20 protein-coding genes are annotated in these 17,822 nt (G+C 66.4%); 9 read left to right on the plus strand and 11 right to left on the minus strand.

Features of this window, described 5'->3' with window-relative positions; genetic code table 11:
• Positions 1-321: 321 nt before the first annotated feature.
• The 3 genes from KMZ30_RS11965 to KMZ30_RS11975 all read left to right on the plus strand — a co-directional run bounded on the left by KMZ30_RS11965 (position 322) and on the right by KMZ30_RS11975 (position 3,212).
• Complete coding sequence (locus KMZ30_RS11965; protein ID WP_308284324.1) at positions 322-1,224, plus strand: ABC transporter ATP-binding protein; 903 nt, start codon at positions 322-324, stop codon at positions 1,222-1,224.
• Positions 1,224-2,066: an ABC transporter permease gene (locus KMZ30_RS11970; protein WP_215512087.1), complete on the plus strand. Its 843-nt coding sequence runs from the start codon at positions 1,224-1,226 to the stop codon at positions 2,064-2,066. The genes KMZ30_RS11965 and KMZ30_RS11970 overlap by 1 nt, the downstream gene beginning before the upstream one ends.
• A 180-nt stretch (positions 2,067-2,246) precedes the next feature.
• Positions 2,247-3,212 (plus strand): hypothetical protein, encoded by a 966-nt coding sequence (locus KMZ30_RS11975; RefSeq protein WP_215520029.1) that lies wholly within the window; start codon positions 2,247-2,249, stop codon positions 3,210-3,212.
• A gap of 106 nt (positions 3,213-3,318) precedes the next feature.
• Here the strand turns inward: KMZ30_RS11975 and KMZ30_RS11980 are convergent, their stop codons facing one another.
• The 3 genes from KMZ30_RS11980 to KMZ30_RS11990 all read right to left on the minus strand — a co-directional run bounded on the left by KMZ30_RS11980 (position 3,319) and on the right by KMZ30_RS11990 (position 4,835).
• Positions 3,319-3,813, minus strand: coding sequence for a WhiB family transcriptional regulator (locus tag KMZ30_RS11980; RefSeq protein WP_308284325.1), 495 nt, complete (start codon positions 3,811-3,813; stop codon positions 3,319-3,321).
• 141 nt (positions 3,814-3,954) lie between these two features.
• The gene (locus KMZ30_RS11985; RefSeq protein WP_215520030.1) at positions 3,955-4,428 is read right to left on the minus strand and encodes an SRPBCC family protein; all 474 of its coding nucleotides are present in this window, start codon (positions 4,426-4,428) and stop codon (positions 3,955-3,957) included.
• Positions 4,425-4,835, minus strand: coding sequence for an ArsR/SmtB family transcription factor (locus KMZ30_RS11990; RefSeq protein ID WP_215520038.1), 411 nt, complete (start codon positions 4,833-4,835; stop codon positions 4,425-4,427). Before KMZ30_RS11990 ends, KMZ30_RS11985 begins: the two co-directional genes overlap by 4 nt.
• A 245-nt stretch (positions 4,836-5,080) precedes the next feature.
• Here KMZ30_RS11990 and KMZ30_RS11995 point away from each other — a divergent pair, with 245 nt between their 5' ends.
• Both KMZ30_RS11995 and KMZ30_RS12000 read left to right on the plus strand, forming a co-directional pair.
• Complete coding sequence (locus KMZ30_RS11995) at positions 5,081-5,557, plus strand: GNAT family N-acetyltransferase (protein WP_215512084.1); 477 nt, start codon at positions 5,081-5,083, stop codon at positions 5,555-5,557.
• Positions 5,558-5,843: 286 nt separating this feature from the next.
• The gene (locus tag KMZ30_RS12000; protein WP_215520031.1) at positions 5,844-6,401 is read left to right on the plus strand and encodes a dihydrofolate reductase family protein; all 558 of its coding nucleotides are present in this window, start codon (positions 5,844-5,846) and stop codon (positions 6,399-6,401) included.
• Positions 6,402-6,544: 143 nt separating this feature from the next.
• Here the strand turns inward: KMZ30_RS12000 and KMZ30_RS12005 are convergent, their stop codons facing one another.
• Positions 6,545-7,036 carry a hypothetical protein gene (locus tag KMZ30_RS12005; RefSeq protein WP_215520032.1) on the minus strand — a complete coding sequence of 164 codons (492 nt, stop codon included), beginning with the start codon at positions 7,034-7,036 and terminating at the stop codon, positions 6,545-6,547.
• A gap of 1,265 nt (positions 7,037-8,301) precedes the next feature.
• Between KMZ30_RS12005 and KMZ30_RS12010 the strand changes: the two genes are divergently transcribed.
• Together KMZ30_RS12010 and KMZ30_RS12015 are read left to right on the plus strand one after the other, a co-directional pair.
• The gene (locus tag KMZ30_RS12010; protein WP_215512081.1) at positions 8,302-8,967 is read left to right on the plus strand and encodes an alpha/beta hydrolase; all 666 of its coding nucleotides are present in this window, start codon (positions 8,302-8,304) and stop codon (positions 8,965-8,967) included.
• A 185-nt stretch (positions 8,968-9,152) separates the two neighbouring features.
• Positions 9,153-9,701 (plus strand): PadR family transcriptional regulator, encoded by a 549-nt coding sequence (locus tag KMZ30_RS12015; RefSeq protein ID WP_308279623.1) that lies wholly within the window; start codon positions 9,153-9,155, stop codon positions 9,699-9,701.
• A gap of 185 nt (positions 9,702-9,886) precedes the next feature.
• On the opposite strand, the gene KMZ30_RS12020 is transcribed toward KMZ30_RS12015, so the two are convergent.
• Together KMZ30_RS12020 and KMZ30_RS22640 are read right to left on the minus strand one after the other, a co-directional pair.
• The gene (locus KMZ30_RS12020) at positions 9,887-10,333 is read right to left on the minus strand and encodes a hypothetical protein (protein WP_215512079.1); all 447 of its coding nucleotides are present in this window, start codon (positions 10,331-10,333) and stop codon (positions 9,887-9,889) included.
• A gap of 56 nt (positions 10,334-10,389) precedes the next feature.
• Positions 10,390-10,818 carry a helix-turn-helix domain-containing protein gene (locus KMZ30_RS22640; RefSeq protein WP_226905217.1) on the minus strand — a complete coding sequence of 143 codons (429 nt, stop codon included), beginning with the start codon at positions 10,816-10,818 and terminating at the stop codon, positions 10,390-10,392.
• Between the two features lie 551 nt (positions 10,819-11,369).
• Here KMZ30_RS22640 and KMZ30_RS12030 point away from each other — a divergent pair.
• Positions 11,370-12,284, plus strand: coding sequence for a DAK2 domain-containing protein (locus KMZ30_RS12030; protein ID WP_226905210.1), 915 nt, complete (start codon positions 11,370-11,372; stop codon positions 12,282-12,284).
• A 160-nt stretch (positions 12,285-12,444) separates the two neighbouring features.
• Here the strand turns inward: KMZ30_RS12030 and KMZ30_RS12035 are convergent, their stop codons facing one another.
• The 4 genes from KMZ30_RS12035 to KMZ30_RS12050 are packed head-to-tail and all read right to left on the minus strand — an operon-like array spanning position 12,445 to position 14,376.
• Positions 12,445-12,888: a DUF1801 domain-containing protein gene (locus KMZ30_RS12035; protein ID WP_215520034.1), complete on the minus strand. Its 444-nt coding sequence runs from the start codon at positions 12,886-12,888 to the stop codon at positions 12,445-12,447.
• Between the two features lie 11 nt (positions 12,889-12,899).
• Entirely contained in the window at positions 12,900-13,469 is a 570-nt protein-coding gene (locus tag KMZ30_RS12040) for a dihydrofolate reductase family protein (RefSeq protein ID WP_215520035.1), read from the minus strand.
• Entirely contained in the window at positions 13,466-14,020 is a 555-nt protein-coding gene (locus KMZ30_RS12045) for an SRPBCC family protein (RefSeq protein ID WP_226905211.1), read from the minus strand. The genes KMZ30_RS12040 and KMZ30_RS12045 overlap by 4 nt, the downstream gene beginning before the upstream one ends.
• Positions 14,017-14,376: an ArsR/SmtB family transcription factor gene (locus KMZ30_RS12050; RefSeq protein ID WP_215520036.1), complete on the minus strand. Its 360-nt coding sequence runs from the start codon at positions 14,374-14,376 to the stop codon at positions 14,017-14,019. The genes KMZ30_RS12045 and KMZ30_RS12050 overlap by 4 nt, the downstream gene beginning before the upstream one ends.
• A gap of 672 nt (positions 14,377-15,048) precedes the next feature.
• Here KMZ30_RS12050 and KMZ30_RS12055 point away from each other — a divergent pair.
• Entirely contained in the window at positions 15,049-16,479 is a 1,431-nt protein-coding gene (locus KMZ30_RS12055; protein ID WP_215520037.1) for an IS1380 family transposase, read from the plus strand.
• A gap of 222 nt (positions 16,480-16,701) precedes the next feature.
• On the opposite strand, the gene KMZ30_RS12060 is transcribed toward KMZ30_RS12055, so the two are convergent.
• Positions 16,702-17,373 carry a glutamine amidotransferase-related protein gene (locus tag KMZ30_RS12060; protein WP_308284326.1) on the minus strand — a complete coding sequence of 224 codons (672 nt, stop codon included), beginning with the start codon at positions 17,371-17,373 and terminating at the stop codon, positions 16,702-16,704.
• Between the last annotated feature and the right edge of the window lie 449 nt (positions 17,374-17,822).

Here is a 17,822-nt window from a genome sequence, read left to right on the forward strand (position 1 = left end):
GAGGGGATTCTGGCCGAGGGTGATCACGTCAGCCATGAGTCGGGATTCTGCGAAGACATCCTCCGATGCTGGCGCCGGAGGGCCCGCTGCTCGGCGGCCGACAGGTGAGCGTCCATGACGACGTTACGGACGTGGTCGGTCTCGTGCTGCAGGCAGCGCCCTAGAGTGCCGGTCCACAGGATCTTGATCGGTCGCGCACCCCTGTTCAAGAGGCACTGATGCCTTCTCGTTCAGCAGGCACAACTCAGATGCATATGGTTCGATCTCGAAGTATATTGGCCAAGCGTCGAGATCGCCAACGGAAGAGCCTGAATGCAGAGCGTGCGTGAGACCCCGGTCATCGAGGTGGTCAACCTCCGGAAGACGTTCGGAAGTGTGGTCGCCGTCGAGGACGTCTCCTTCGAGGTCGTGCGAGGTGAGATCTTCGGCATCCTGGGCCCGAACGGAGCGGGCAAGAGCACGACCGTGGAAGCCATGACGGGCCTGCGCTCCATCGATGGTGGGCGAGTCTGTGTGCTGGGCCTCGACCCCCACCGACAAGGACCAGATGTGCGCGAGGTGGTCGGCACGCAGCTCCAAGAAGCAAAGCTGCCGAGCCGCCTGCGAGTTGGGGAGGCGCTGGAGTTGTACGCCGCCTTCTACCAGCACCCGGCCGACCCGGCTGACCTCATGAGTCGACTGGGCTTGAGCAAGCACTCGTCAAAGGCGTTCGCCGACCTGTCCGGGGGTCAGCAGCAACGCCTCTCGATCGCCCTCGCACTCGTGGGCAACCCGCAGATCGCCGTTCTCGACGAGCTGACCACTGGGCTCGACCCGAACGCGCGGCGGGCCACCTGGGAACTCGTCCGTGACATCCGCGACACTGGGGTCACCGTGGTTCTCGTCACGCATTACATGGAGGAAGCCGAGCACCTGTGCGACCGGGTAGCGATCGTCCGCGCTGGGCGAGTCGTGGCCGTCGGCCCTCCCGCCGACGTCGCCGGCCCCGGCGTCGAGAGCTACCTGATCCGCCTTCCCGATGGCGTCGAACCGGACATCATCGCCGCCGGCTTCTCAGAGGTCGCCCGTCATGACGACGGCCGCATGGAAGTTACCGGGGGACCGGCGGCCCTGACACGAGCCCTGAACCGACTAGCGGAACTGGGCGTCCGGCCCACCTCCGTACAGACCCGCAGCAGGAACCTTGGCGACGCCTACACCGAACTCACCCACCAGGATCTCTGATGCCTGACGCTGCCCCCTCGGACACCACACCCACCGCGCCAGCTCGCCGCGGCCCATTGTTGAAGCTGTCGCGCTCCCGCCCGCGATGGCGCGCATTCGTCGCGCTCCTTCGCAGTGAGACGCTCCTGTTCCTCCGGGACGGACCGACTGCAGTCTTCGCCCTCCTCGTGCCGCCCCTCGTTCTCCTTGGTGCCGGCCTGGCCATCCCGGGAATGCGTGACACCATCACCGATACCTCCCGAGAATGGTTGGGCCTGACGCTGATCCAGGCCTACACCCCCACTGTTCTCACGATGGCGCTGGTCACTCCTGCACTGTCGGCCCTCCCCGTGGCCGTTGCCACACACCGTGAACGCGGGGTTTTGCGTCGCCTGGCAACCACTCCCACACGCCCGTCATCCGTGTTGCTGGTTCAAGTCGCCATCAGCCTGGTGGCCTTCTTGGCTGCATCCCTGATGACGCTGCTGGTGTCCCGGTTGGCCTTCGACACACCGCTACCACGACGTCCCGCCGTGGCCTGTCTCGCTCTGACCATGGGTGCCATCGCTGTCCTGGGGCTAGGGCTGCTCGTTGCTGCCAGGGCGCGCACCGCTTCTGCTGCCACCAGTACCGGCATGTTGCTCTACTTCCCGCTGCTCTTCCTGGCTGGCATGTGGACTCCTGGACCGCTGACCCCCGACCTCGTTGCGGCCGTCGCCACCTATACCCCCGTTGGCGCCCTCAGTCAGGCGCTGAACATGGGCTGGTTCACCACACAGTTTCCGCTGACCCAGCTACTGGTCCTCACCGCCTGGTCCGCAGCGTGTTTCCCACTTGCCGCGCGCCTCTTCCGATGGTCCTGATGCACGACCATCCCCTCCACCGCTCGCCCGGCCGCGCAGGCACCGTGAAGCAGCGAGATCCTTATGCATGGGTGGCCGGTACGTGGCAATCGTTGCTGTCGAGGATCAGGGGATCCAACCGATGATTCCGCCAGGAACAGTGGCGAACCTAGAATAGGCGCAAATCATGAGACACAGAACATGATCCGTTCCGCGGCGGGGCTGGATCGCATGCAGCTCTTCTTGGTCAGTGCGGTGCTCTGTCTCGCGGCGACGCGCGCCTTCTTGACCGCGACAGGTTTCCCACAGATTGGGGGCGATGGCCTTCACGTGGCCCATGTGCTGTGGGGTGGCCTGGGCATGTTGGTGGGCCAGCTGCTTTCACTCATGTTCATCGGACCGCGCGCCGTCCGGCTGGCGGCGGTCGTGAGTGGCGTTGGTTTTGGGCTCTTCATCGACGAGGTCGGAAAGTTCGTCACGAAGGACCACGACTACTTCTTCGAACCGGTCGCCGCGATCATCTACGGAACCCTCGTTCTCACATGGCTCTTGGTACGGGTCGGTATATACAGGCGCCCGCTGACCAACCACGAGCACATGGTGAACCGACTGGACGCGGTTACGGCCGGAGCGGCGATCTCGTCGCCCGATCCAGCACCGACGGGCAAGGAGCAGAAGCCGCGGCCGCGGGCAGGTTCCATGCTCTCCTCTGCAAGAACCGATCTCGCATGGTCGTGGTTAGGTCGGATCAGGACATGGCTCGATCGGCGTCTATCAGTGGGCCCAGTACTCACTGTCACCGCTGCCTTCGCTCTCTTCGCGATCGGGCGACCTGTCGTGCTCCTCACGCGACATCCCACGGTCGGCAATTGGGTGTACCTCTTGGCGGTCAGCGTCTCGCTGCTGCTCACTGTTGCCGGGCTCGCTTGGTGTCGTGCCGGCCGTCGAACACAAGGACTGCAGATGGTGGCGGCGGCTCTGGTGGTTTCACTTCTTCCCGGGCAGTTCTTCTGGCTGTTGGACAACGAGTTCGCCGGCTTCTTCCTCGTCTCCCTTAACGTGTTCCTCGTGGTCAGGGTTCGGGCCCTGGGAGGTTCTTCGACGGTCGACCGAGCCACGAACGGGCGTCGCGAACGTGCGTCCGCCCCTGGCCAGCGGCCCAAGTAGGTCGTGGAAGGGCGGCCGAATCCGGGAACAGCCACCACGATCCCCAAGGGCCGGTACTCGTGGCGCACTTTCGCTCATTGGCTGCGCGGGGCCGGCCCTCTGCCAGTCATGCCCCAGAGGATGACCCAGAACGGCCCCGAGGCGAACTCCCGGGTACCTCCGGTGGATCCAAGTCGTCGCCCACGACGGGCCGCCTTCTTGGCCGTCCGCGCTGTGGCTTCCTTGTCAGAACGACGCCCCGAACGAACAGCTCCCCGCCCCACACGCCGTGTGGTTCGCCTCGTTCGCGGGCTCCTCTCAGACACGAATCGCGCGCCCCGCATGCGCGACATAGGGCCTTGGCCCTATCAATATCTTCTTGGTGCTCTGCGAACCAAAGGTCAGCGTCGGTCCCACGGCAGGGAAACTCCCCACGCGACTGTGCGGACTCCGATGCAGTGCTGTCCCCGCGCCCCGGGCGATGTGGCTCCCCCATGTTCGCTGGGGGTTGAGCACGCGCACGCGATCGGGGTGACTCGGTGTGCATCAGGCTCCTCCCTGCGACTAGCCACGCGACGTCCAGAACTTCCGCGTCTGGCGCGTGCGCTCTCATCGGTTCCATCGGATGCGTCCCTCACCAGCGGCTTTCGCCTCAGGCGCTCTTGGCCTGAGCGCACGAAGCCTCCGTGACGCAGCTACGTCAGAGGGCCGCTCGCCGGCAACGGTGGAACTTGCCTGTGGCTAGCCCCTCGCAGGTTTGCCGTCACGCTCCGTCCGTGAGCCGGGCAAGCGTGCGGTCAAGCTTCGCGAGTCCTTCCGACCACCCTTGCCGGGCGGCAGCGTCAAGTGTCTGGTCGATCCACTGGCGGATCTCGAGGCGCGTTCGCCCGTCCGGGGTGTCGTGAAACTCGACCCTGAGCCGTGTTTCGAACGGCTGCAGGCCGTCATCCAGTCTTCCGTTCACCCTCATCACGCCATCGAGCAACTCACCCCGGCGTACCTCGTGGAGGTCGACGGTGACGCGGACTCGGAGATCGGGATTCGACGGGTTCACCTCCGTCCACCGCTGGTGACCGCCAGCGCGGACGTCGAAGTCGAGTCCGTCGGCAGGGAGGACGTTGCCTGTGGGCCCCCACCACGAAGCGAAGTCCTCGGCGTTTGTGAACGCCCTGTAGACGAGGGCCCGAGGCGCGTCCAATATGCGTGTAAGTGAAAGGAGCCCGCGGGGCTTGCTCACGTCTGCTCCTTCTCCGACAAGCGGGATTCAGTAGGTGGTAAGTCCACCTCGACGTCGGTTGCTCGTTCCTGCATGACAGCCAGATGGGCATCGAGGCGGTCGAGCGAGTCATCCCACAAGCTGCGATAGCGCTCGATCCAGTCGGCTGCCTCACGGAGAGGCGTCGGCTCCAGGTGGCTGGACCGATGCCTGCCGTCGGACGTGCGCGAGATCAGGGCAGCGCGTTCAAGCACCTTGAGGTGCCGCGAGACAGCAGGCATCGACATCGGGAGCGGCGCCGTCAGTTCCGTGACGGTGGCGTCGCCCCGCGCCAGCTCCGCGAGTATGGCCCTGCGGGCAGGGTCTGCGAGAGCCGAGAAGACCAGGTTGAGGCGTGCGGTCTCTTCGGATCTGAACTGTTCCAGCATGTTTAACACCCCGGTTAACCTATGCTCGGAGAGGGCTGCGGTCAAGTTGCCCTCCGGGATGCGCCCCGTCGCGAATCCGAGGTGAGTGACCTCCCACTAGGTCACCGCCAAGGTCGTGGTGACGCTCGTGGCTGACGGGTGCGCAGCCTTACCGCAGATGCGCCGGCGTGAGCGGCATTCGGCGTCGCACTCGCAGGCAACGACCGCCACATCACCAAGGGGAGCACATGGTCAATCGGAAAACGATGGAGCCGCTCGAGACGCCTCCCGCTGAAGCGGCGTTGGCCGTATGGCTGGCCGCCCGCGTGGCCGCCGGGGTGCCACCGACACCGGAACGCGTTCTCCGCGTGCGCGAGAAGTTGAGTGCCGAGGGTGCAGCCCTCTTGACGGCGACGCGGGGTGACTCCCTTGCTGGCATGGTGCTGGCGGAGCCGTGGCGGGCGCAGCTAGGGCGCGGCGCCGAGCGCGAACTCTGGGGCCACATATCGATGGTGTTTGTTCATCCCGCCCACCAGAGGCAGGGCGTGGGGACTGAGCTCCTCGGACGCCTCGTCTCGGACTACCACTGGCGGAACCTCAGTGTCTGGACGCGCGAATCGAATGTCGGTGCGCAGGCGCTCTACCGCCGCTCGGGCTTCATGTCGACCGGAGATCGCTCAGCAGACGCATCGGGCAACAGCATCGAACGGCTCGAGCGAAGCCCTCTCTACCCCCCGACTTAGCGCCTGGGAGGGCGCCGCGCCCATGTCCTTCGCCGGCCGCGTGGCCAACAGAGCTAGCAGTCATCTCGCCCACATGGGAAGGGCCAGGGGCGCGACGCGCTCTGACGCGTGAGAGTCGTCGCGTGCGACAACTCCGAGGCCTCGGGCGTAGCCCGAGCAGGGCGCCCGGAAAGTTCTTGACAACCCGTGCACAGGCGCGTAATTTAACCAACCTGTTAAATGACGCCCGAACGGCCGGCTGGTCGCGCGGTCACGAGCACACCTACCAAGCGAATGAGGTCCGCCCATGGCGAAGCTCCACTACATCAACAACGTTTCCCTCGACGGCTACTGCGAAGACGAGCAGGGGGCGTTCGAGTGGGGTCCGATGCCCGACGACGTCTTCCAGACCTACATCGAGCTTCTCAAGCCTGTGGGCACCTTCCTCTACGGACGGCGGCTGTACGAGACCATGTCGGGTTGGGAGACGATGCCCGCCCTCGCAGAGCAGTCGGCGCTCACGGCAGAGTTCTCGGGCGTTTGGAAGGCGCCCAATAAGGTCGTCTACTCCAGCACTCTCACTGACGTCGCAACCCGCAACACCCGCATCGAGCGAACCTTCGACCCCGGCAAGGTCGTGGCCATGAAGGCGGAGGTGGAAGGGGAGCTCACCATCGGAGGCGCAAACCTCGCCGCCCAAGCGATCAAGGCAGGCGTCGTCGACGAGGTCAGACTGTTCGTCTGGCCAATCACCGTCGGCAGTGGGAAGCCGGCTCTGCCTGCCGGCATCGGGTACACACTTCTGGGCTTCCGTCGTTTCGACAATGGAGCGGTTCTTCTCCGGTACAAGCCGTCGGCGCGCTGACCCTCATTCGGTAACGATGCGAGCTGAATGACGGAGGCCGCTGCCGGCCGGCTCTCGCGCGGCAGCGGCCTTCGCCAAGGCTCCTTCTACCTCGCAGTGTCCTGAGGGGTCAGTCAGCGTCTGATCGAACACTCGCCTGACGATCAAGGCTCGAAAGTGTGGAGTGTGTTGTGACCATCGCCGTTCTGGTGGACTACCCACATCGTCGCAGGTGCCAGAGCCGCCGACACCGGCACACCCGGTGCCCGGTATCGACGATCGCTCACGCCCCCGGAGGGAGCCACTGTGACGAAATGGCCGTCAGCTCCCTCGGCGACGACGAAGCCGTGCGTCCCATCGGCCTCAACGATCGGTGGCGTCAACCGCACCCCGTCGCTGACCGCGATAGCGGGGAGCCCCGGCACAACGGACACTTCGCCGTCTGCGTCGACGCTCCAGGCCGCGAGGTGGCCGGCCGACTGGCCGATGACCGTGCAATGAGTCGCATCGCAGACGGCTGAGTGCGCCTCTGACGGTGACGCCTTGCTCGGAAGGTCGATGCGTTGCAAGGGGCCGGCGACCGAGCTGCCCAGCCACACCGCCGCAGCCAACCGCACCGATCCAGCGGCGAGCTGGGTCGTCGAGCCGACGATCACCAATCCATCGCCACGCGGCGCTGCCCCGCGGGCTGTGCTCAGGAGATCGGGCCGGCTTGCCAGCGAAGAGCCCGGGGCAGTCGGTTGGCGCGACCACCGAGTACCGGTGCGCGTCCAGATGCTGACATCGAGACCCGTGCCGCCTGCCCAGGAACCCACCACGGCCTGGGAGGTCCGTGTCCGCACGTAGCCCGTCACCCCGCCGGCGCCCCAGCCGCCGAAGGTTTCGAAGGGCTGTGGGAACTCAGTCACTGCAGACGTGGAGCCGGCCCAAGTGCTCCACCGCGAATTTGAGTGAGCCCCCGCGGGGGCGCTGGCCAGAGCGGCTACAGCACCGTTCGGTGCCAGGTCGAGCTGAAACCACTTGGACTCGAAGGCCGCCGGACTCACAGGCGAGACCGGAAGCTCACGCAGACCTGCAGTTCCTTTGTCCGCCAACCACAGGCGTGGGCGCAACGCTGAGCCTTCCGGCGCACGCCCCCCAATCAGAACGCGGGTGCCATCGCTGGCGACGGCTACCGGCTCGACACCGCCAGGCAGTTCAACCTCCGTGAGGTTCAGGGGGGCGACGAGGGCCGAGTGGTCGGGTGCCTCCCGGCCAGGTGCCCCATTGCACGCCGCCAGGCTGGCGGCGGCGACGACAGGGGCGGCGGCGCGCACTACCCGCATGAAGGTCTCCGCAGACCTCCTTTCATTGGGCACAGGGAACCTCTCGCTGAGCGGGCCAGCCGAGGATCTTGCACTCAATGTCCGGCCCTCGACGACATCAAGCCTCTGCAGGCGGGGCGACTGTCACGGGTCGAGGTCTCGTTGGCCTCAGTCCACCATCCCATTCCGGATTGGCGGGTGCGTCGGCGAGCGGGCCAGAATGCGTGGGCCGAGGGAGCCGATTCCGTCGTGTGGCGAGCGGACCTTGTGGTCACGTCGGGCCAGCTGATCCGACCGTCAAATGTGGTCTGCAGGTGCACAGTCAGGCCTCTCATCGCCGGCGCCACTTTCCGGGGACAGTGCGTTGTGCGGCACCTACCACCTATGTCAGTTGCAACATAGTTCGCTGCGTAACAGGCGTCAACGTATGTCAAGATTATCATATGCGCCTATCTCGAATGGTTGTGCCCTTCCTACTGGCCACGCTCGTCGGGACGGTCAGCGGGTGCGCGGGTGGCAGCCGGCCTGCGGAAGCGCCCAGCCGCACTGTGACCCCCCTGCCGACGAAGCCGCCTCCCTCCACCGTCGCCGAGCGGTGCTTCACGGACGCCCCCGGAATGATCACGAGCGTCGCCTCGGACGACGGCCGCATTCGGTTGAGCGCCGTGGAGTACGGGTCCGGTTCGACGGCCGCGATCTTCCTGCACCAAACCGGAGCCGGAGGTCTCTGCGGCTGGGTTCCTTACGGGACCTGGGCCGCGAGCCAAGGCATCCACGCTGTGCTCGTCGACGACTGCGTCCATGGGGCCTCGGTCTGCTCCGAGGACGTCATCGGCGACCCCCGCAACGCCGTCGCCACGGCCGTGGCGTGGGCTCGGACCCAGGGTGCCGAGCGGGTCGTCGTCGTAGGCGCGTCGATGGGCGGCGCGGTCGCGTTGGGAACGGCGCAGGAGGCGGGCGCGGACGCCGTGGTGGACCTGTCGGGTCCGTCACGATGGCCCGGCGTCCCAGATGCCGTTGCCGCGGCAACCGCGACACGGATACCTCTACTGCTTGTCGTCGCCGGTGACGACCGCGAGATGGGGGTCCCCGCCCTGCGCGAGGCAGTCGCGGCGTCACCAGCGGTGACCAAGCAGTTCGTCTTGGCCAAGGACGGTCACGGGTGGGGCCTGACGATGTCCGGCGACGCACCCGACCTGATGCCGACCGTGATCGGGCGGCAGGTGCTGGACTGGGTGCGCGGGAAATACCCCGCTCCGGGCGCAGGCGCCGCGGGGTCGTGAACACGTTGCGATGGCTGCGGTCCACGCCACTGCTGAGCACGAGCCTCGTGGTTAGGCCTGATCGCCCTGCTTGTGCGCCTCGCACACACGGCGTCTCGGAGCGAGCCCCGCCCGTAGCGCGCTCGAGCCGTCCGGCAAGGCCATCCCATCCTGTTGTCGCGGAACTGGTGGGCTACCGTTCAGCGGTGCCTTCCTTGCTCGGCTACGCCCTGCTCGGGCTCCTCGCGCGGCGGCCCAGTACCGGGTACGACCTGGCCCGCCGGATGGACCGTCCCGTCGGGTACTTCTGGACCGCTCGGCACAGCCAGATCTACCCAGAGCTCGCCCGGCTCGAGTCCTCCGCTCTCGTCGAGCACGTCGACATCGACGGAGCCGGCCCCCGTCAAACCAAGCGGTATTCCCCGACCGCCGCGGGCCTGAGGGCCTTGGCGGACTGGGTCATCACCGACCCTGAGCCGCAGCCCGAGCGCGATGTCGAGGTGCTCCGCCTGTGGTCCCTCTGGACCGCGGAGCCCGCCCAGGCAGCCGCCCTCGTCACGACCATTCGGCAACGTCACCTCAATCGTCTGGCGGCGTACGAGGCCGAGCTCGCCGAGTTGCAAGACGACCCGACCGCCCGAGACCGCGGCCACCCCAACTTCGCCAGCCGAATCACCCTAGAAGGGGGGGTGCGCGCGCGCCGGGCCACTGTGGAGTGGCTTACCTGGCTGCTCGACGAGATCGGCAGCCCGTGAGGAACCTCGAATCAGTTGTCCGACGACGGTGGCGGGCTCGGTCCGGCTCATCGGCAATCAACCGCCGGCACTGGACAACATCAAGCCTTCACCGGTGGGGCGACTAACACCAGTCGAGGGCCTGTTGGGCGCCGGCGACCGGCCCACCGAGGGCGGTCTCGCACCGCTAGACGTCTCAGGGGGCCTTACCTTTCAGCTGCCTCGACCCGGTCGGCCAACCGAGCCAATCCCTGCCGGATCATGGCACCGTAACCCCCGGTGTCCAGAACGTGCTGGCCGGCCAAGCCTGCGTCCACGTGCTTGCGGGCATCCGCGATACGCCCTTGGCGCAGGTAGCCGTCGCCGAGGTTCAGGTGAAGACTGGGCGCCATTCCCGCAGCGTCGGGAATCCCGATGGGAGCAAGCTCAGCTCCCTCCACGTGTTCGTACTCAGCCAAAGCCCGCTCATCCCACATTACTTCGTCGGCGACCTCGGCCTCGAGGTCGGCGAGGTAGTGGGCGATCACGCACCGCTGCGCATGATCGGTCTCACTGGTCTGAGACCAGCAGGCACGGAGTGCGGTACCTCCCTCTTCCCGGTCGCCCCCAAGCGTGAGTCCGATGGCCTTCGTGATGTCATCCCAAGTCAGCATGCTCGAACGTTAGGAGGGTCATCGACAGACGTCTTGAATCGATCGGACAACTCCGGTCACCCGAAGGCCGCTCTCGGGGTCGATGCGGCGAGCTCCCTACTGTCACGGCTCAGGTGCGATTGGTCCGAGTATCCGGACGCCGAGGCGAGCTCGCTGAGAGAGAGCCCTGGATGTTCGAACCGGTGTCGGGCAGCCTGCTGGAGACGAAGAACGCGCCTCAGCCTCGTGGGTGCCATGCCAAAGATGTCATCGCAACGGCGCGCCACCTGTCTTGTGTTCGTGCCCATCCAACCCGCCAGCTCGGCCACTGACGTACCGGCCGCGACTCGCGCAGCCAGCTCATCAGCGAAGGACGGTGGGTCAGGCTCAGGCGGCACTCTGCCTCCAACCGCGGCCTCCAGCGTCTTCAAGATCTCGTCTGCATCGCTGGCCGCGGATAGCTGCTCCGTCAATGCCTCAACCGCCGATCTCCCCCACAGCGTCATCAGGGGAATCTTGCGATCCCGCCACGGCCGTAATGGTCCACCGGCCACAACTCGTGCCGCCTCGAACGTCAAGCGGACGCCCACCACCGGCCCCAACAACTCCTCAGAAGCAGCCGGCACCGAAGAGGGGCCGAACCACCACACACTGCCGCGCGCATAAGCGATGCCACAACGACCATCTGGAACGGAGACGTAACCAGGCGGAACCTCGCTGAGCCGGTAGCCCAACTCGACGCCTGGGGCCCTGCTCTCCTTCAGAAGTTCCAGCACGCCGAGAGGCTAGCCCGGCAACTGAGTAAGCGGTCGTCCATTTGTCGGCACTGGACGTGGAGGACGGGTGACGCCGTGTTGCGACGACTGCCTGCTGTTGGGTTGAGCCCATGACTCGGGCGCTCCGCAGATGTGCTGCAGAGGCTAAGCCTGGATCCACCGATCGGGACGGTTGAGGGTGCTGAGTTGAGCGCGCCGTAACGCGAGAATGCCCTTACGGGCTGGGAGATTAGGACTTGCGACAGTTCAAATCGGCCAGCACGCGGAAGGGCACCTCTGGGATGCGACTCTCTCATACTCTGGGCCGGATCTCGACGGTGTTCGACGATCCGAATCTGGTGGCGTCGGCTGGGCTGGTCCCGGTGATGGGACTGGCCCAAGAAGCCGGGCTGGAGGTGTTGGCCAGACAGCATTTGAGCGTTCCGGACGATAAGGGCGCGAACGCAGGGTTGAAGGTGGCCTCCCTGGTCGCGGGCATGGTCGCCGGTGCCGACTCGATCGACGACATGGCGCTGCTGCGGCACGGCGGCATAGGCCGATTGTTCGCCGCGGTCTATGCGCCGTCGACGATGGGGTCGTTCCTGCGGGCGTTCGCTTTCGGCCATGTTCGTCAGCTCGACGCGGTCGCGTCCAGGTTCCTACTCGCCCTGACCGAACTGACCGGGCTCGGCACGACGAAACCCACCCAGACGCCGGCTGACGCCGAGCGGAGCGGGCTGGCGTTCGTTGATGTCGACGACACCGTGATCGAGGTCCACGGCCACGCGAAGCAAGGTGCCGGGTTCGGCTACACCAAGGTCCGCGGCTTGAACGCACTGCTGGACACAGCGACCACACCGGGGACGGCGCCGGTGATCGTGGCGCAGCGGCTGCGTCGCGAGACGATCAAGAAGCTCGGCGGCGCCCGCGTGGGTGACAACACGATGATCGATGCGCTCGAGGCCGCCTCGACGGCGCTGAGCGCTTCCGCAGCCGAGGATTCCAGCCTCATCGAGGCGCTCGAAGCGACCGCGGCCGCCGCGCTCGTCGGTGCCGAGTTGACGAGCGATCTCGTCGCCGCTCGCGGCCGCGCGACCTACGTCAGGGAACTCGCACGCGGCGTGCTCGACCCAGGCGCGGTGACGATCGCCCTCTTTCCGTGCCGGCGCGATCGCCTGTGGTTCGACGTCGACCCGCCCGGTCGGACTCGAGTCTGAGAGCACCGCGCTCACCTGAGCGACGGCGGGCGGACAATTCACGAACACCGCAAGGAGCTGGATGGCGACACATCCAGCCCCTCGCTCGCGCTCGCACGGGCAATCAAGAGCGGAGCTCCCCGGAGACCGCGCGCCGCTCGTCTGACTACACTCACGGAGTTCAGCGCCGCATGCCGCCGACGCCCGGTACGGCTGTGATCTGTCGCATCCATTCGGCGATCTGAGGTTCGTCGAGATCTTGCAGCGACGTGAGTTCGACGCCTCTCGTCGCTTTGCCCATCCCGGTCGGGGTCACCGGTGGCACCGGGTCGAGGTGTACGGCGCCGTTGACGAACATGAGCTTGACGTGGCCGGCGAAGGCGCCGCAGCTGAAGCACCATCCGTCGCCGACGCCGTAGTACGCCATGCCCCACTTAACCGAGCGCTGGAGTCCGGGGAGCGTGCTCGCCGCCAAGGTGTCGATCGCTTCGGCGATGTCGCGCTGCGGTTGCGGCAGGCTCGCGATGTACGCGAAGACCGGTCGGTCTCCGACGGCCGCCTTCGCGGGGCTCGCCCTGCCGGTCATCGACTTCGGCAGCGCGGCGACGCCATCGTGGTCGCTCATCTCATCCCCGTTCAGGCTGAAGCCGCCGCGGGTACGGCGACGCGGTAGTGGGCGAGCAGGTTCCCGCGTGGACTGCCGGTCGAGCTGATCAGCTCGAGGCGGGTCTCGGGCAGATCGTCGAGCAGTCGCTTGCCCGCGCCCACGATCGTCGGTGCGATGACGAAGCGGAGCTCGTCGACCAGGCCGGCCGCGAGCAGCGAGCGGGTGACCGAGATGCTGCCGTGGACGCCGATGTCGCCGCCCGGCCGTGACTTCAGCTCTCGCACGAACTCGACGAGGTCGCCGTCGATGGCCTCCGTGCCGGCCCAGTCGCCGTCGAGCGGCGTCGATGTCGCGACGTACTTGGGTGCGGCGTTGACGAACGACGCGAACGGCTCGACGTCACTCGACGGCCAATATCCGACCCACTCGTCGTAGGTGCGTCGGCCCATCAGCACCGTGTCCTGCGTTCTGATCAGTTCTTCACCGCTCGCGTCGGTGACGTCGTCCCAGGTCGCCATTGCCCATCCCGGGTTCTCGGCGACGCCGTCGAGAGAGAGGAAGTAGGCCACGACGACCTTGCGAGAAGGGGTGGTGTTCATGATGGATGCTCCATTCCGATGGTTCCAGCAAGCCGGCGTTTCGCGTACTCGGCCTGCAGCGCGCCGAACGCCTCCAGGTCAACGGGGGCGGGGTGTCCGCCGAGGGCAGCTTCGAGACGATCGAGGCCGTAGTGCGCGCCGACGATGTCACCGCGCTCGATGGCGAGGTCGGGATCCGGCACGAAGTACGTGGCCAAGAGGCGCGTGCGGGTGGCGTCGTCGAGGGACTCCAGCTCGTACCGCATCCAGGAGCCCGGGCTGGTGTGGCTGTGCTCCAGCAGCGTCGGCGACTCCAGACGCAGGATCGTGAACGACAGGGTCTGCGTCTCATCGCCGTCCGGCCAGGGGAACGAGATGACCCCGCCCACGCGCAGGTCGACCGAGACCTCCGTGACGAACGGTGGCCACCAGTCGGCCAGACGTGCCGGCTCGGTGATCGCGGACCACACTTCTTCGACGGGGAAGGCGAGCATCCGTTCGTACCGGATCAGCCCTCCGCCGTCAGTGCGTTCGATCGTGCCGAAGCGTGACGGAGACAGATCGGGGATCATGACGGCGCTCCTTCCGTTGCGGTCTTTCCCGCGGCGGACGACCCCGCGGTTCGCCCGAGGTGACGTTCCAGAGAGTCGAGGCGGTTCGACCACTCGATCCGGTACGGCTCGAGCCAGGCGTCCAACTCCTGCAGCGGCGCCGGCCGGAGGCGGTAGAGGCGCCGGTTCGCATCCTGTCGCGCCTCGACCAGTCCGGCGTCGCGCAGCACCTTGAGATGCCGAGAGACGCCTGGCTGATGCATCCCGACGATCTGCACCAGCTCGCTGACCGACCGCTCACCGTCGCGGACGGCATCGAGGATGCTCCGGCGCGTCGGATCGACGATCGCCTCGAGAACACCTGAAGTGGTTGTCATGGCCGTAAGCATACGGGACGCCATATATATGCACAAGCGCATCTTGAATCGTTCTGGGCACACCGGTCGGACCTCAGAGAACTCGGGTCGCTCGGGCTCGATGTCAGCCGACGCGTCCATCTCGCCTACCTCGCCAGCGACAGCGACAGCGACAGCGACGGACACCCTAGGAGGTTCACCGGATGCGTTGCCTGGTCCGCTGCCGACGGGCGCAAGGGGAGAGTCTGGGTCGACCAACTCAAGACAGAGGTGGACTTCGTCCCGCTGCGGTTCTCGCCGGATGCCTATCGCTCCAAGGGGGAACCCGTTCCGACCTTTCACATCGGCTTCAATTACCTCGGGCCGATCGCCGACCCGATTCGTCCGCGCATGCGGCCCGCGGGAAGCCGGCCGGCATGACGTTGGACCGAGTGGTCGGACTGGTCAGTGATCTCGACCGAATCAAGCGACGAGCGTGCCAAGCGTCGGTCAAGCCGGATGCTGGCGGGCATATCCACGCACATCCCGCCAACCAGATTGTCCCAACTGGCGAATGGGACAATCTAAGCTAAGCCCGGATCCACCGATTGACTGCCTGGGTGAGCGTGCCATAACGCGAGGATGCCCTTCTGTGCTGAGAGTCTGGGACTTGCGACGGTTCCAAACCACCCACCTCAGGAGGGCATCTTCAAGATGCGACTCTCTCACACCCTTGGACGGACGTCGGTGGCGTTCGACGATCCGAACCTCGTGTCTTCCGGCGGACTGGTCCCGGTGCTCGCACTGGCCGACCGAGCGGGGCTGCGGGATCTGGCTGATGAGCATCTCAGCGTGCCGGCCGACAAGGGCGCGAACGCCGGGTTGAAGGTGGCCTCGCTGGTCGGCGGGATGGTCGCGGGTGCGGACTCGATCGATGACATGGCGGTGTTGCGACACGGCGGGATGAGCCGGGTCTTCGCCTGGGCCTACGCGCCCTCGACGTTGGGTTCGTTCCTGCGCTCGTTCGCTTTCGGGCATGTCCGCCAACTCGACGCGATCGCGTCCCGGTTCCTGATCGCGCTGGCCGGGCTCACCCGGCTGCTGGGCGACCCTGTCGGTTCTGCCGACGCCGTGAGCGGCGGCGGGTATGCGTTGCTCGATGTCGACGACACGATCATCGAGGTTCATGGTCACGCCAAGCAGGGCGCGGGGTTCGGCTACTCCAAGGTGCGCGGGCTCAACGCACTTCTCGCCACGCTCGCGACTGCGACGACGGCGCCGGTGATCGTGGCACAGCGTCTACGCAAGGGCTCGACCGGGTCACCACGTGGCGCGAAGCGTCTGGTCGGCGACGCGGTGAAGACCACACGACGGCTGCTCGGCAAGTCCCAGCCGGTGCTAGTGCGGATGGACTCGGCGTTCTACGGCCGCGGCGCCGTTCATGCGGCCCTGGCCGGTGGTGCCGCGGTGTCGGTCACCGTGCGGATGAATCAGGCGGTCAAGAAGGCGATCGCCGCGATCGATCAGGACGCGTGGACCACGATCGAGTACACCGACGCTGTGTTCGACGAGATCACCGGCCGCTGGATCTCTCGGGCCGAGGTCGCCGAGATCCGGTTCGTCGCGTTCGCCTCGGCCAAGAAGTCCGAGCGGGTGCCCGGACGCCTGGTGGTGCGCCGGATCCCGGACTTCAACGCCGAGAAGAAGCGGGCCGCTGGGCAGGGCACCTTGTTCGACGTGTGGCGGTTCCACGGGTTCTTCACCACTGCCGACCCCGCGATCTTGGACACCGTCGCAGTCGACAAGACCCACCGCCAACACGCCATCGTCGAACAGGTCCACGCCGACTTGAAGGACTCCGCGCTGGCGCACCTGCCGTCGGGAGTGTTCACCGCCAACGCGGCCTGGCTGGTGCTCGCAGTCATCGCGTTCAACCTCACCCGCGCGGCCAGCACCATAGCCGCCCCGGACCTGGCGCGGGCGACCACCGCGACGATCCGCCGCCAACTGATCACGGTGCCGGCACGAGTGGCTTCCTCCGCTCGGCGGATCACCCTTCATCTACCGAAGTCCTGGCCGTGGGAGACCGCCTGGACCGCACTGTTCGACCGGGTCAGCGACCCGCCGCCAGCCCTCGCAGCCTGACCACCCAGCAGCGAAAGCGGCGCGACCGAGGACACAACGTGGAACAACCGGACACCGAGGTCCGGCACTCCGCCACGCCCCTGCCCGCTCACCCCCCGCCAACCCCGATCACACGATCGCCGCCAGGCCTATCGGTGGATCCGGGCTAAGTGACATGTGGTGGGCCCAGCTCCAGCCGCCGCAGCGAGGCCATGCGGATGCACACGCCAGCATCAGCGATAGTCAGTTTCGGACGATCGCGTCCATGAAAGCGCGGATGAGCCCATGTGTTGGGGCCCCCGACAAGGTTCCGATGTGCGGCTGGAACATGCTGGTGACGTAGAACGGATGTGTAGGGAACTCCAAGACTTCTGCGCCCGCGTCTGGGGCCGTCGCGCTGACCTGGACGCCTGCGGCTTGAAGCTGAGCGACGCTCTCCTCCGATGGTGCGTAGTTGCAGTAGTGAACGCCATCGAACGGCTCTGGGCACCAGGACGCAAAGCGCGAGCCCGGCAACGGGCTGATCTGTCTGATCTCCCCGTAGAGCGAGCACGCGAGGGGAACCACCGCGTTGTCATCGCCCTCCCCATCGGATTCAGCATGGGTGGCCGCGGCGCCTAGCTCGGTCTGCATGAATTCCATCACCGCGTACTGCATCCCGCCGCACGTTCCCAAGAAAGGGATGTCGGCGGCGCGGACAGCGGTCAGGGCAGCGATGACAGCACGGTCGTCCCGATAAGGGGCGCCGGGGACTAGCCACACACCATCCAGCCGCCGAAGGTCGACAATCGCGTCGGTAGGAATCCACGTCGACTCGACCTCATACTCCGCCGCCAGTCGAGGGCGGAGCGCGTCCAACTCTTGATGACTCCGATGACTGCTTCGGTCACCCAACAGGCCTAGCGTCCTTGTCACAGGAGGAAGTTAGTCGCTGGCGTCCCCTCGTGCAGAGCAATTTGGCCGGCTGGCACCTGGCGCCGCAGCGGGATGCTTGGGATGAAGCGCCACCTAGGCTCCGAGTCGGCGAACCAAGGTCTGCCCGTGCCCAACATGCCAAGCGCACGCGCCACTGCGCGGAAACAGAACGAGCACTTGTACGCACGCATCTTCACGCCCTTCTTCTTGGTCAACCGGATCGCCCGGTGGGACTGCTGCACCGATAGGTGACAACCGATCTGTGGCGTTGTGAGGCGCCGCTGGAAGGATGTTCACCGTGCCCAAGCCATACCCTCAGGAGTGAATCGCCCCGGGTTTTGTGGAGGCTTGGTTACTTGGAACCGGCCCCGGCGGGGACGGGTGCTTCAGGGTAGGTCTTGGGCGTGATGGCGGCCCAGTAGGTGGTCTCGAACTCGGCGGGTGGGATG

The organism is Phycicoccus mangrovi, assembly GCF_018729305.1.
GTDB lineage: Bacteria > Actinomycetota > Actinomycetes > Actinomycetales > Dermatophilaceae > Phycicoccus > Phycicoccus jejuensis.